Annotated in this window: 14 protein-coding genes; 11 read left to right on the top strand and 3 right to left on the bottom strand. The window is 35.8% G+C overall.

Going from position 1 to position 14,772, the window contains the following annotated elements:
- Positions 1–309 precede the first annotated feature (309 nt).
- The 8 genes from IQ226_RS15860 to IQ226_RS15825 all read left to right on the top strand — a co-directional run bounded on the left by IQ226_RS15860 (position 310) and on the right by IQ226_RS15825 (position 6,892).
- Positions 310–1,023: a PspA/IM30 family protein gene (locus tag IQ226_RS15860; RefSeq protein WP_193896876.1), complete on the top strand. Its 714-nt coding sequence runs from the start codon at positions 310–312 to the stop codon at positions 1,021–1,023.
- Positions 1,024–1,033: 10 nt separating this feature from the next.
- Entirely contained in the window at positions 1,034–1,945 is a 912-nt protein-coding gene (locus tag IQ226_RS15855) for a phosphate ABC transporter substrate-binding protein (RefSeq protein ID WP_193896874.1), read from the top strand.
- 118 nt (positions 1,946–2,063) lie between these two features.
- On the top strand, positions 2,064–2,702 hold the full coding sequence (locus IQ226_RS15850; protein WP_193896872.1) for a lysophospholipid acyltransferase family protein: 639 nt from the start codon (positions 2,064–2,066) through the stop codon (positions 2,700–2,702).
- Between the two features lie 209 nt (positions 2,703–2,911).
- Entirely contained in the window at positions 2,912–3,475 is a 564-nt protein-coding gene (locus IQ226_RS15845; RefSeq protein WP_193896870.1) for a hypothetical protein, read from the top strand.
- 3 nt (positions 3,476–3,478) lie between these two features.
- On the top strand, positions 3,479–5,275 hold the full coding sequence (locus IQ226_RS15840) for a hypothetical protein (protein WP_193896868.1): 1,797 nt from the start codon (positions 3,479–3,481) through the stop codon (positions 5,273–5,275).
- Positions 5,276–5,304: 29 nt separating this feature from the next.
- Positions 5,305–5,463 (top strand): HindVP family restriction endonuclease, encoded by a 159-nt coding sequence (locus IQ226_RS15835; RefSeq protein ID WP_228039482.1) that lies wholly within the window; start codon positions 5,305–5,307, stop codon positions 5,461–5,463.
- Between the two features lie 11 nt (positions 5,464–5,474).
- Positions 5,475–6,428, top strand: a complete 954-nt coding sequence (locus IQ226_RS15830; RefSeq protein WP_193896913.1) for a DNA cytosine methyltransferase — start codon at positions 5,475–5,477, stop codon at positions 6,426–6,428.
- A 167-nt stretch (positions 6,429–6,595) separates the two neighbouring features.
- Positions 6,596–6,892 carry a DUF2288 domain-containing protein gene (locus IQ226_RS15825; protein WP_193896866.1) on the top strand — a complete coding sequence of 99 codons (297 nt, stop codon included), beginning with the start codon at positions 6,596–6,598 and terminating at the stop codon, positions 6,890–6,892.
- 134 nt (positions 6,893–7,026) lie between these two features.
- Here IQ226_RS15825 and mnmE read toward each other — a convergent pair whose 3' ends face one another.
- Positions 7,027–8,421: a tRNA uridine-5-carboxymethylaminomethyl(34) synthesis GTPase MnmE gene (gene mnmE, locus IQ226_RS15820; RefSeq protein WP_193896865.1), complete on the bottom strand. Its 1,395-nt coding sequence runs from the start codon at positions 8,419–8,421 to the stop codon at positions 7,027–7,029.
- A 98-nt stretch (positions 8,422–8,519) separates the two neighbouring features.
- Here mnmE and IQ226_RS15815 point away from each other — a divergent pair, with 98 nt between their 5' ends.
- The 3 genes from IQ226_RS15815 to IQ226_RS15805 all read left to right on the top strand — a co-directional run bounded on the left by IQ226_RS15815 (position 8,520) and on the right by IQ226_RS15805 (position 12,656).
- Positions 8,520–9,956, top strand: coding sequence for a TldD/PmbA family protein (locus IQ226_RS15815; RefSeq protein ID WP_193896863.1), 1,437 nt, complete (start codon positions 8,520–8,522; stop codon positions 9,954–9,956).
- Between the two features lie 603 nt (positions 9,957–10,559).
- Positions 10,560–11,303: a Uma2 family endonuclease gene (locus tag IQ226_RS15810; protein ID WP_193896861.1), complete on the top strand. Its 744-nt coding sequence runs from the start codon at positions 10,560–10,562 to the stop codon at positions 11,301–11,303.
- Between the two features lie 3 nt (positions 11,304–11,306).
- Positions 11,307–12,656, top strand: a complete 1,350-nt coding sequence (locus tag IQ226_RS15805; protein ID WP_193896860.1) for a TldD/PmbA family protein — start codon at positions 11,307–11,309, stop codon at positions 12,654–12,656.
- A 384-nt stretch (positions 12,657–13,040) separates the two neighbouring features.
- On the opposite strand, the gene IQ226_RS15800 is transcribed toward IQ226_RS15805, so the two are convergent.
- Positions 13,041–13,544: a HEPN domain-containing protein gene (locus IQ226_RS15800; protein ID WP_193896859.1), complete on the bottom strand. Its 504-nt coding sequence runs from the start codon at positions 13,542–13,544 to the stop codon at positions 13,041–13,043.
- Positions 13,545–13,550: 6 nt separating this feature from the next.
- Positions 13,551–14,772: DUF262 domain-containing protein (locus IQ226_RS15795; protein WP_228039480.1), on the bottom strand; the 1,222-nt coding region annotated here is incomplete at its 5' end.

Here is a 14,772-nt window from a genome sequence, read left to right as displayed (position 1 = left end):
TACATCTAAGATCAATACCCGTGAATGAAATTGTCAAACTGCTTGTGGAGGAAGGATTTTCAAGTCTTTTTCTATATCTCTGATTTCAGATTTATGGGAAGAGTTTTCGCGCTTGAATTTGGAATCCCCCCGCTGCGGGGGGAAGAAAAGGATAAGCTTTTGATACGGGAGGGGGTTGGGGGTGGGTTAACGGGTTTGATGACAATTTGCTGTAAATATACTTGAAGAAACTGACAGACAATTGCTATGTATGCTCATATTAGAGTAAAAATATTACCATAACCACTCTCACTAAAATAACTTTGGGTTATGAAAAAAGCTGTCTACTGGATAATGGGTGAAAGGGCAGGGCGAACCATAGTTGGGACTTGGAACTGGTTATGGGGAATGCCTGTGGAGTCCGGTGGTAAGGTGGCTGTAGCTGTTGCTGAAGAATCCCTTCAGTCAATGCAGGAAGCTGTTCAGAAATTGGCGGTTGCGGTTGCGGCTCAGGAAGGGGCTTATAAAACTGCTAAAAATAAATATGAGGCAAAAATTAAAGAATTTAATACCTTAGAGCAGCAAGCTATGGTTGCTCAAAAAGGTGGTAATGAAGAAGGTGCGCGAATGGCTATGAGTAAGGCAATTCAAACCGAGCAAATCTTGCCTAAACTAGCGGAAATGGTGAAACAGGCGGAAACGGCGGTCAAGGCTTCTAAGGATAAGCTGAACCGTGAGCGCGTGAAGCTGGAAAGCTACAAAGCGGATATGCAAAACATGAAGGATATGTCAGAGGTGAATGAAGCTCTGGCGATGATTGCTAAGGTCAATAATGAGTTTGATATTGGCTCGGCTAAAAGTGATTTTGAAAAGGCTAGGGGGGCTGTAGAACGTCGAAATTTACAGACTGAGGCTTTGGCGGAATTATCGGAAAATCCTACCGAAAAACTCCAGGCTGAGATTGAAACTATGACATTAGATGACGAGGTTGCTCGTCGTTTGCAAAGATTACAAGATTCCCCCTCTAAACAATTACCAGAATAATTAGGAATTTATGAGTCAGAGAAGCGGTCCACCTCCTATTGTGTTTATTTTGCTATTTTTAGGGCTTTTGGGTGGTGGTTACTGGTGGTTTTTTATGCGTAATCCTGCCCCACCTTCGATAACTACGCAGCCAGAAAGTAATTCCCCTACTGGTGAGACAACTACTCCCACTTCTGCGGCTTTCCCGTTACCAACGACAGTGGCCAGTGGTACGACTGTAAAGATAGACGGTTCTACGAGTATGGTGACAATTAACCAAAATCTCAGGAAGGGGTTTGAGAAACAGTTTCCCGGTGCGAAGGTGGAAGCTGTGGGGAATGGGACTGATAAGGGAATTCAGGATCTATTGGCTGGTAAAGTGGATATTGCGGCGGCTTCTAGACCGTTGACCGCACAGGAGCAAGATCAGGGATTGAAGCCTGTTATTATAACACAAGATGCGATCGCTGTGATTGTCGGTAAGGCAAATCCCTTTAATAGAGGATTAACCAGTAGTCAAATTGCAGATATATTTCAGGGAAAAATTAATAATTGGTCAGCAGTGGGTGGTCCATCTGCGACTATCCGCGTCATTAATCGTCCAGCCATTAGTGGCACACATCAAACTTTTCAAGAATTAGTCTTAAAAGGAGCTAATTTCGGGACTACACCCAACATTACGACCTTACCCCAAGATGCGACAACTCCCTTAGTTCAAGCTTTGAAAAAAGATGGTATCGGCTATGCGACTTTTGCTCAAGTTGCTAATCAGCAAACCGCGCGAGTCGTGGCTATTGAAGGCTTGACTCCAGAGGCGGCTAGTTATCCCTATAAGCGATCGCTGTATTATGTCTATAAAGACCCTGCTAGTGCTGCAGTGCAAGCATTTTTAGGTTATGCTACTTCACCTCAAGGACAACAGGCTTTAACATTAGGTAACTAAATGTAGGAAAAATAATCAGTTAGATTGGGGAGTTAGAGGTTAAAATAAGTTCTGACTCCTTCTTCCTTCTAATTCTTCCTTCTGACTCCTGACTCCTTTTTAAATTATATTATCTTCTGTGACTAGAACTCGTGAACCCTTAATTAGTTTGGCACTGTATCACGCCTTTAAGTGGTCGGTGGTTAGTCCCGTATTACACGCATACTTTCGGGGCAAGATTTATGGCGCGGAAAATGTCCCCCAATCTGGTGCTGTCATAGTCGTTAGTAATCATGCTAGTTATTTTGACCCTCCCATAGTTTCTAGTTGTGTCCGTCGTCCCGTCGCGTACATGGCTAAGGAAGAATTATTTAAAGTTCCTGTTTTAGCACAAGCAATTAAATTATACGGCGCGTATCCTGTCAGTCGGGGCAGTGCTGACCGCAATGCAATTCGTTCTGCTTTAGAATATTTAGAAAATGGTTGGGCTGTGGGTGTGTTTTTAGAAGGTACACGCACCGCTGATGGTCGCATTCATGACCCGAAAAGAGGTGCAGCCCTCCTCGCAGCTAAGGCTAAAGCTCCCTTTTTACCAGTAAGTTTATGGGGAAGTGAGCAGATTTTACAACCGGGTTCTTCTCTACCCCGTTCTGTACCTTTAACTATTAGAATTGGTAAGTTAATTGATGCTCCCAGTTCTACTAATAAGGAAGAGTTGGAAAGAGTTACTCAAATGTGTGCGAAGGCAATTAATGAAATGCACGATCTGGGTAGGTAAAATTTATTACAGGGTAGTAAGATGTCTACCCTACAAGATTTTTTAGTATAAAAATAAATAAATTTGCTAGTTATAGCTATTTTCAAGTAATAGATGGTATAGATTTGTAAAGGGGTTGTAACAAAAGCTTTTTGTTGAGAATATAGTAAATACGTTGTTATTTTGGCACATACTAGATATTACAAGTTATAATTAGACATGAGGTTAAGATGATCAAGCTTAATACAGATCAGATGTTGTATCTGCTGTACGCAGATGCTTATACAGATGAAAATACGGTTACTAAAAGTACAGTAAAATCTTATTTGCCAACTACGTACAAAGGAGAATCTGAAAAAATATATGAATTTTTGCGGTTAGGGGAACTGATACAACAAACCAGTAAGGGACGTTTTTCTGTAACAGAACAAGGTAAACAAGCTTTACTTCAAAATCTTAGTTTTACAGATTATCAGTTTGATTCTATCAAAGGTCCAAAGGTCTTAAATACTCTGCTGAGATTTATCAAACAAGCTATTCAGTCTCCTTCTTTGGAAGATATGACATTTAATGAATTTAAAGAGAAATTTAAATCCCTCTACTTTGAGGAAAGAAAAGCTAAATCATTGACAGGTGTTGCTATAGTTCGCAAGCGAGAAATTTCTAAACAATTCATAAACAAATATTCTATTTCTCAAGACCTGTTTGAAAAACACTTTAAAACTCTAACGTCTACAAGAGAAATAATAATAAGAGAAAGAAGAGATGACGAACTTATTGAATGGGTTGAGTAGCTTATGGGCATAGGGGAAGATTCTGGGAAAAAACATCAAATTAGAGATTTTCTCAAACGTGTTAATGAAGGAATAGGATTTATCGAAGATATTTGGGTTGAACGAGAAGTAAAAAAACCTGGTTCGGAAGGTAAATTTAATCAGGCTAGAAGCTTGTCTGGAAGACCCATTTTTAATATTACTGATCTTCTTAAAGATGATATAAGTCATACATTTGATGACAGTTTATTTACCTTTAGAATGATAGCTGCAAGTCCTGGTAGTGGAAAAACAACTTTACTCGAATATCTATGTGAGTTAATTGAAAGCGAACCTCGCTATCGCAACCATTCAATAATTGTTAAATTTCCATTTAATGAGTTACTTTCTAATGCTGGTGGAGAAAGCTTTGGTGTCAATTTTTATTCATACATATTAACACAAACTTTCTGGGTATTAATGAGAGATAATACGAATTTATCTAGAAAGATTCAGGAATCCGCTGAAAATTTTCTGACTAGATTAATAGGTAAGGAAAAGGTTGCTCATATCAAGCTGAATACAGATGATGAGATGCTTTTTACTAATCAATTTAATATTTTTATATCTGAGGTTAAAGTCAATTTCAAAAAATTATTCTTCTCAGTTATTCAACATATTTTAAAATATGAATCACAGGTAAGCTTTGTTTATCTAATAGATGAATTAGATTCACTACAATCACGTGAGGACTATTTATATGATGCTATAACAATAATAAGAGATTTGATTAATGAAACAACTCATATTCAAAAACTACGTCTCATAATTTATATTGTAGGTGTAGAAGATGATGTAGATTCTTTTATAAAAAAAGATGATGGTTTGTATAGTCGTGTATTTGATCATGTGATCAATCTCGTTGCATATCATAAAGATGAATGTGAAAAAATTAAGTTAAGAATAGAAGATCGTATTGAAGGTGCTTACTTTCATTGCAAAGATTTTAATCAAGCTTGGGATGAACTAAAAAATATAAATTTAGAACCTAATGTTCACTATACAACGTTAAGAGAATTTTGCAAAATTTATTCTCAAATAGTAATTACAATTCATGAAACATATTTTAGATTTTTTGATGAACCATTCAACCGCTTTGAAAGTAAAGCGAGGGAATTAGTTGAAACAGAAGCTCGAAAAAAATGGCTTCAATTTCTTGGTGATTCTTTAATTGAAGAAAAGAACTTTTCCGAAAAAACTGTAAATTATTTAGGTCATAACAGTTGGAGAAAATATAAAGGTAAAGGTGGATATTCATTACTAATTTCTGACAGTACAACGCGCATTAAGAATCATAATGTTGATTGCTATGTAGAGTTAAGACACAATAATGATATCGTAGCAAAGGCTTACGGAGAAGCTAAAAATTATTCCTTGATAAAGGAACATCTAAATACTTTTCAGGAATGGTTAAATGATTTTGGTTTTTATGGGGATAATTTATATCCTGATCTTGCTTTTTTAATAGCTCCTGGTTGTACTGAACTACAAAGAAGGAAATTGAAAAACAAAAATATTGAATTTCTTGAAACTGAAAAAATTATTGATCAACTTCCAGTAATTGTAGAGCCTCAGATAGTTAACATTAATACTGCTGATAAAGAATTGCTTATCAAAGTTTTGAGGGGTACAAGAATTCAACAAACAACAATTGATAAAATCATAAACAATAGAACTTATTCTGATCTTGATGACTTAGAATCGAAGATAAAAAATATTAATAAGTCTATGAAAGCTAAATTTCAAGCAAAGATTGATAATAATGAAATTGGCTTCTTTTAAGCATTTAGATAACTGAATTACTTTTTAATATGACTTGTGATAATTTGGTTAAACCCAGGATTACCAAAGAAGAAATTAAAAATATCATTTTAGGAGGAGGACAAAATTTTTTAAGTCCTGAAAGAAGATTTGATGCTATTATTTTCAGCAATCCAGAAATTTTTGATGATAGACTAAAGGAAATTTAATGAATACACCCATGAAATCCTCTCCTTTAAAAATCATAGATGTATTTTCCGGTTGTGGTGGATTATCACTAGGATTTGAGAATAGTGGATTTGAAATTGTTGCTGCTTTTGAAAACTGGAAATCTGCCATAAATGTTTATCAGCAAAACTTTGATCATCCAATTTTTGAATATGATTTGAGTCAGATAAATAATAATTATTCAATATTTAAAAATTTTCTACCAGATGTAATCATTGGTGGTCCACCCTGTCAAGATTTTTCTAGTGCTGGTAAGCGTAATGAAGATTTAGGGAGAGGAGATTTAAGTATTACATTTGCTGAAATAGTAGCTAATGTTTCAAGTCAATGGTTTGTTTTAGAAAATGTAGAATTGTTTAGAAAATCTCACAAATATCAAGAGTTTAAGCAAATTCTTAAATCTGCTGGTTATGGTTTAACGGAAAAGGTATTAGATGCTAGTTTATGTGGTGTACCACAAAAGAGGAAGAGATTTTTCTGTATAGGAGAACTTGGTGGTAAAGATGATAATCTCAAGACTTATCTAGAAGCTAATTTATCTAAAAAACCGACAACTATTAGAGATTATTTAGGAAATAGTTTAGGAGTTGAATATTATTATCGTCATCCTAGAAGTTATCAAAGAAGAGCCATTTTCAGTATTGATGAACCAAGTCCAACTATTCGCGGTGTGAATAGACCAATACCTAAAACTTATCAACAACACCCCGGAGATGTTGCACCATTAACACCAGATTTGCGTCCATTAACTACTCGTGAAAGAAGTTATCTTCAAACTTTTCCTGATAATTTTATTTTTGCAGGTTCAAAAACAGATTTAGAACAGATGATTGGTAATGCTGTACCCGTTAAATTAGCGGAATATGTTGCTAAATGTTTGCTGATGTACATTCAAGATAAAAATAAATACCACATATCTAATGTTATGATGCCACTGACTGTTTAAATAAAATTAATGACTTTTAAAAAATTGCTTTCTTATATTCAATACTATTCAAAGCATGAAACCCAACAAGTGCGTTGGGTTGCGCTGTCGCTTAACCCAACCTACAGAAAATGGTGAGGGTATTGTATATGATAAACTCCAAATAATAACTAAAAAAGTGGGGAATTATGTCGGAGTTACGGGAAAAATTACAGCAAAATCTTGATGAAGCCGAATGGGAGTGGTTAATTCCCCATGTCCAAAAAGATGCGGTGATTTTGGTAGCGGAGAATTTGGATTTATTAGATGTGGGAGAAGCGATCGCTAGTGATAATATTCTTTCAGTGCAACATTGGATAGATGAACAATTATTAGCCAAACCGACGTTAGATCAGGTGGGAGAATGGAATCTCAACCGTGAGAAGCGATTTAATGCTCTGATTGTTGAACCTTATGTCATCATCAAAGAAATTATTGCTGCCTAAAATGCTGTCATTTTGAGAGTTTACAGCAATTCCCATGCAAGTGAGGTACAAGAAGTCAGAATTAAACGCAGATGAACGCAGATGAACGCAGATAATTTTGTACCTCATTAGACTAGGAAATGGAATAACTTATTTTATTTACCAATACAGAAGCGGCTAAAAATCCGATCTAAAACTGATTCTGTGACTTCTTCTCCGGTGATTTCTCCTAATGCTTGAATTGCTCCTCTTAAATCAATTGTCCAAAAATCTAAGGGTAATTTATCGGTGATTGTCATTTGCACTTGTGCTAAGTCAATCTTGGCTTTTGTTAAAGCTGCTGCTTGTCGTTGATTAATTGCTAAATCTAGATCAGCGGCTTGAACTTTTCCCTGTTGAACTGTTTCTAAAATCGCTGTTTCTAAATTATCAATTCCTTGATTTATGGCTGCGGCTGTAAGGATTTTGGATTTTGGATTTTGGATTTTGGATTGTAAAGTTTCTTGTGCTGCTGTTGAAATCAAATCAATTTTATTAATGACTAAAATTACCGGACGATGTTTTACTTGTTCATAAATTTCTTGATCTGCTGGTGTCCAACCTGCGGCTGCATCTATGGTAAATAATACCAAATCAGCGTCATTAGCGGCACGATGCGATCGCTCTACACCGATTTTTTCAACTTGATCTGCTGTTTCCCGAATCCCGGCTGTATCTAACACTTGGACGGGAATGCCGCCCACAACTAACTGCGATTCTACCACATCACGGGTTGTTCCTGGCAAGTCGGTGACAATGGCGCGATCGCTCTGACTCCAAGCATTTAATAAACTCGATTTTCCCACATTTGGTCGCCCCACTATCGCCACTTTTAAACCAGTTCGTAATAATTCACCTTTGTCTTTTGTGGCTAATAATTTGTTAATTTCCGCCGTTACTTGCTCAATATCTGCAATAATTCTCTGCTGATCTAAAGGTGGTAAATCCTCCTCAAAATCAATTCTGGCTTCAATTTCTGCCAAAATATCTAAACAATTAGCCCGTAATTTACGGATAGGTTGGGCTAATTTACCTTGTAACCCAGCTAAAGCCGTTTGAGCAGCTTGAGGTGATTTTGCTCCCACTAAATCGGCAATACTTTCCGCTTGAGTTAAGTCTAATCTACCATTTAAAAACGCTCTTAATGTAAATTCTCCCGGTTGAGCTAATCTTGCGCCATTTTCCAAACATAGTTGTAATACTTGTTGTACCGCCATAATTCCCCCATGACAATGGAATTCTACCACATCTTCACGGGTAAAAGAACGGGGGGCTTTCATTATTAATAATAAAGCCTCATCAATAATTTGCTTAGTTTGGGGTTGACGAATATAACCATAAAGAATCTGATGACTTGACCAAACTTGTCGCCCTGGGGCGTAAAATAGAGTGTGAGCGATCGCCATTGCCAGATCACCGGAAACCCGGACAATACCCACACTACCCTGTTGAGGGACAACAGCAGTAGCGATCGCCGCAATAGTTCCAGTGTTAGCTAATAATTCCGACATGAACAGTTTTTCTACAAATTCAAAAACAGGCAATAAAGTGTAATATTAAACCACTACAATCCCATAGTATCGCAAAGTGGCATTAAAAATTAAAAATTATGTTGATTGAACTAAAAAAAGCGATTTCCGATTTAAATATCCCCGCAGATTGGGTAGGAATTAGAGCCGTAAAAACAACTTCTACAGATCATTCTGTCCGTGATGGTTTACCCCAAAGCAACGGTAAATCATTGAATATGGGAGCAATGATCGAAGTCATGGTTAATGGTTGTTTAGGTTATGCCGCTACCAACTCCTTACATATTTCTAGTTTACAAAATGCTGCGGAAATCGCCTATAAACAAGCAATTGCAGCTAGTAAATGGTGGATATATCCAATTAGTGAAAATACCCGTCCTCAAGTCATTGGTGAATATAAATCACCATGTTTAGAACCATTTAACGCTATTACTCCCGGAGAAATCAACGATTTACTCATTCAGATTTGTCAGCAACTCAAAATTAGCGATAAAATCGTGCAAACTACCGCCACAGTCGGCACAGAGCAAAAAGAAACTTGGTTTGTTAGTAGCAACGGTTCAGAAGTATATCAAAATATTTTGTCTCTTAGTCATCATTTTGGGGCGATCGCTCAAGACGGTGCAATCGTCCAACAGCGCAGCAATAACGGTTCTCACGCCAACTCTTACCAAGGAGGTTGGGAACTGTTTAAACACGATAACTTATGGCATCAAGTTCAAAAAGTTGGTGAACAAACATTAGAATTATTAACAGCAGAAGAATGTCCCAATACCCGCACCAATTTAGTTTTAGCACCAGATCAAATGATGCTACAAATTCATGAAAGCATCGGACATCCTTTAGAAATTGACCGCATTTTAGGAGACGAACGCAACTATGCCGGCGGTAGTTTTGTTAGTAAAGATGATTTTGGTAAATTAGAATATGGTTCACCCCTGATGAATATCACCTTTGATCCTACAGTAACAGGTGAATTTGCCAGTTATGGTTTTGATGATATTGGTGCAGTAGCCAGTAAAGAATATGTAATTAAAAAAGGCATTTTGCAACGGGGTTTAGGCAGTTTAGAAAGTCAAGCTAGAGCAGATTTACCCGGTGTTGCTTGTGCGCGAGCTTGTTCTTGGAATCGTCCCCCCATAGACAGAATGGCTAACTTGAATCTAGAACCAGGAACCGCCAGCTTTGAAGAAATTATCTCAGGAATAGAACAGGGAATTTACATGGAATCTAACCGTTCTTGGTCAATAGATGATCAACGTTATAAATTTCAATTTGGTTGTGAATATGCCAAACTAATTGAAAACGGTAAACTGACTAAAACCCTGCGTAATCCTAACTATCGTGCCACCACACCAGAATTTTGGCATAGCTTAATTCAAGTTGGAAATAATACTAATTGGCAAATTTACGGCACACCTTTCTGCGGTAAGGGAGAACCAAATCAAGCCATTTCCGTAGGACATGGTTCACCGGTTTGTGCATTTGCAAACGTCGAAGTTTTTGGTGGTGGTTAATGAATTTTCCGATTTAGGTTGTGGTGAGTTAAAGTAGGTTGGGTTAAGCGACAGCACAACCCAACAAAAGATATAATGAAGATGTCTGAATCAGGATACCCAGGATTTAAGGATTTACAGGATGAAGAGATTAAATATTTTTAATGATCACCAAATTCTATTAATCTACCAATTCTGTCAATGATGATAACAAAGCCTGATAGCGTGACGTATCCCAGGATATATGGAATTCAATTGTTTTCTGAATGAACTATCTTTGAGAAACACACAATTATTTAATTATTCAACTCATCAAAATCCAAATCTAAACAAAAATCCTGTAAATCCTTTAATCCTGGACATCCTGATTCAGACAAAATATATTGACAAACATAACCAAATTAAATTAACATTGAATTAGATGCTAATTAAAATTACAACCATGATCAACCTTGCTAAAAATATACATTCCCTTGCATGAGAAATATCAAATTATCATCCAACCAGTCATGTAGGTTCGGTTGCGCTGTCACTTAACCCAACAAAAGAATAATATAATGTTGGGTTTTCTCAACCCAACCTACGTAATGCTATAATCAATAAATAACTACTTGATATCATATCATGATGATTACTCAAGAATTAGAATGCAAAGAAAACATCTTCCCAGATGTAATATTTCCTCCTAGTGATTTATATAGTGATGAACCTCCCGTGGAAACAGAACTACATCTACGACAAATAATTTTACTTTTCAAATGTTTAGAATGGTTATGGAAAGGTAGAACAGATTTCTATGCTGCGGGAAATTTGACTATTTACTATAGTCCTAATCAAAAAAAATCACAATTTTTCCGAGGTCCTGATTTTTTCGTCGTCTTGGAAACTGAACGCAAAACTCGGAAAAGTTGGGTAGTGTGGGAAGAAGATGGTAAATATCCTAATTTCATTTTAGAAATTCTTTCACCAAGTACAGCTAATACTGATAGAGAATACAAAAAAGAACTTTATCAAAATACTTTCCGCACACCGGATTACTTTTGGTTTGACCCTTATACACTAGAATTTGCAGGTTTTCATTTAGTAGATAATAAATATCAACCTTTAGAACCAAATGAAAAAGGACATTTATGGAGTCAACAGTTAGGTTTATACTTAGGAATTAACCAAGGACTATTAAGGTATTTTACCCCAGCAGGAGAGTTAGTTCCTACACCGGAAGAAACCGCAGAAGAGGAGACTAAAAAAACAGCAATACAAATGCAAAGAGCAAAAATAGAAACCCAAAGAGCCGAATGGGAAGCTAGAAGAGCAGAACGTTTAGCCGCAAAATTGCGAGAATTAAATATTGATCCAGATACAATTTAAACCATGAAACTTGAAGAATTATCAACTTTAGAACAAACTTTTAATCAACTCATCGAAACTCTGCTAATTGAAAAGGCAGAAAATGAACATTTTACCGTTAGACTTAGCAGCGAAAGCAGTCAATTTACCCGCTTTAATTCTGCAAAAGTTAGACAAACAGGTTGTGTTCATGATGGTTCGATTCAATTAACCTTAATGGCTAATCAACGCAGTAGTTATCGTCAGTTTCCCTTGACTGGAAATTGGGAAATAGATTGGCAATTAGCCTCCACCGCTTTACAAGAATTACGTGATGAATTACCATTATTACCAATTGATCCTTATTTAGTTTTACCATCAGGAAATCATAGCAGTCGAGAAATTAATACTCGTAAATTACTAACTCCAGAATTATTAGTTCCCAGTATCCTGGAAACAGTGACTAATTTAGATTTTACGGGGATGTATGCTGGAGGAATTGTGATCAGAGGTTATGGTGATTCTAGCGGACAAAAACATTGGTTTGTTACTGATTCATTTAACTTAGATTATTCCTTATTTATGGCATCAGGACAAGCTGTAAAGGGAACTTTTGCCGGAAGTGAATGGAATGAAGCTGCTTATTTAGCTAAAATAAATGATGGGAAACAGCAAATGGAAATGCTATCTCGTCCCGTTAAAGAATTACCCAAAGGACAATATAAAACTTATTTTGCTCCGGCTGCGGTGGCTGAATTATTGGGTATGCTTTCCTGGGGTGCTATCAGTGAAGCCGATATTCAACAAGGTAATAGTGCTTTAGCCGCTTTATCACGTCAAGAAAAACAACTTTCCCCAAAATTCACTTTAAAAGAAAATTTTCAAAGTGGTTTAGTACCCAGATTTAATAATTTGGGAGAAATAGCTGCACCGGAATTAACATTAATTGAAAAAGGGATTTTAATTAATAGCTTAGTTAATTCTCGCACTGCGAAAGAATATAATAAACCTGCTAATGGTGCGAATGGTTCAGAAACCTTACGTTCTCCAGAAATCAGCCTTGGTAATTTGGCTTTTGAGCAGATTTTACCCAGTTTAGATACAGGATTATATGTTTCTAATTTACATTATTTGAACTGGAGCGATCGCCCATCTGGCAGAATTACAGGAATGACTCGTTATGCGTGCTTTTGGGTAGAAAATGGCGAAATCATTGCTCCCATAGCCAATCTACGCTTTGATGAAAGTCTCTATCGCTTTTGGGGTGCAGAAAATCTCATTGATTTAACCAACTTCCAAGAATTTATTCCCGAAGTCGGAACTTACGGAAGCCGACAATTAGGAGGTAGTTTAGTTCCCGGTATGTTGGTGAACGATTTTACGTATACGTTATAAATCTGGCGTTGCTGAATTGAAGCATGAAAATCAAAAATTCCATATCTTAAACTCTTCCTCTCTGCGCCTCTGCGTGAGCAAAATTCATACCTTCATTCACCAATGCCGTAAATCTTATCAACCTGAGATTTCTAACCATATTATATTAAGGAGGGAATTGGGGTTGGATCTTGATTCTAACGCTTGTTGACTATAACGAGCGTACCCGTTTTAGCAGATATCGTCGCCAAAGGATTTGCAACTGAAAAAATATACAAATCTCTATAGGGTGTGTTAGCCGCAGCGTAACGCACCGTTATAGATTAAATCAAAATTTAAGTTGTTTTCAATTAATTCATTTTTATGGAAAATTGATGTTGAACAGACAAAAAATAGTAAAAATTTTTATAGATTTAATCTTTTTAGAGTTTTTTCATAATCTTTAAGTGCATTGAAAATAACAATAAAATCTCCTTTAGTAAATGATGGAGCATTTAACGTCTGTGTAAAATTTTCAATATGTGTATGTGCATGACTATTTCTCAGAGGTTTTAGACTATCTAGTTTTGGTTTAAGAGTGGTTAAAGAGACTGGTTGTACAGATTTTTCAAGTTTCTCAAAATTCATCAAACCTATAATCTTTATGAGTAAATCTCTAAAACTTTTTTCGTAGTCAAAAGAAGAAATTTGTTTAACATCATTTTTGATTAATTTTAGATAACTAGGATTTTTGATACATCTTTTTGCACATTGCAATACTATATCATCTATAGCTTGTTCAATCCAGCCACATAGTTCCAAAAGAGCTAGTTTAGAATAATACTTTTTTAAATTAGGATCTGTAGTCCTATTATAGAATTTATCCATATCATCGAGGGTTTTCTGGATTTTCGTCTTTGTTATTGCCATACGCTATCACAATCCAGAGAAAATTTCTCTAGCAGCATTAAGCCTCGCTATTACTTTATCCTTGGAAGCTAGATCCTCTTTAAGCACGTCAGGAGATAAACTATTATGCTGTAGAAGTTTATTGAATAAACTTCTAATTTCTTCTTGTTTCATTGATTTAATTATATTTAAATTAGATGCAATACCAAACATAACAGATTCGAGGACAGCTATACTTTTACGCTGAGTTAATTGTGTAACATGATCATTCATTATATCAACTGTATCTTTGAATAGTTCTTCTTTTTTATCTAGCTTGTTTTCATCTAAATTTCTATTTTTTTCCATGTAGTCATTCAAAAATTTGGCTAGTCTACCATTGTATTTTTTATGTTCATCATAAAACGCAAAAAACCTTAAAAGAATCTGTACAGTTATAAAGCGATGTTTTTTTCTGCCTTGTTCTTTATTTACATTAATCCAGGCGGAATATTGATCTATCTGTTTCAATCTATTATTAAAACTACCATTGTATATACAATTTCTAATTTCCTGATTATTTAATTTTATGCCGCCAGTATTTAATCTATGAAAAATAGTAAATAGATAATTAGTATGGCTTTTCTTAGAATAATCACATCTTAAGACAGTAATTGGCAATGTTAAATTTTCTATTCTTTCATAATAAGGGTAAAGATCAGAGGAGGAATCATGGAAATCTTTAACCTGCTTGCCAGATATTTTTGGATCAATATCTGGTAAATTAGATAGTCTCCAGTTTTCGTCTGAAAAGAAGCGAATAATAGCCGACATTCTCTGTAATCCATCAATAACTTGCCATTTCCGTGTCTTATAATCAACACTAAAGCACATACTTGGTATTGGTAATTGCTTGATTAGTGAATCAATAAATCGAGTTTGATCAGTGTTCCGCCAAACCGCTTCTCTTTGAAATTCTGGCTGAATCATCAGAATTTCTTGCTTATACATTCTGAAAAGATCGGCACATGAACGAAGTTCGTTATAAGCAATCAAATCGTCAGGTGGTACTTGATATGAATCATCCTCATAAAGAATAATTTCTTCAGCTTCTTCAATTTCATCAAAAATATTCTTTTCATTTTCAGCTTCTTGAATTTTGCTGTTCATTTTATTCTCCAAGTTTAATTTAATCATATTTGTCATAATTTTGGTACTTGTTATCCAATATAGCGGTATGCACTTGAATGAGATACAGTCATAAGCCCCC

This window comes from Dolichospermum sp. LEGE 00240, from assembly GCF_015207875.1.
Taxonomy (GTDB): Bacteria; Cyanobacteriota; Cyanobacteriia; order Cyanobacteriales; family Nostocaceae; genus Dolichospermum; species Dolichospermum gracile.
Note: the sequence above shows the minus strand (reverse complement) of the source record. Positions and strands in the feature narration are given on the sequence as shown.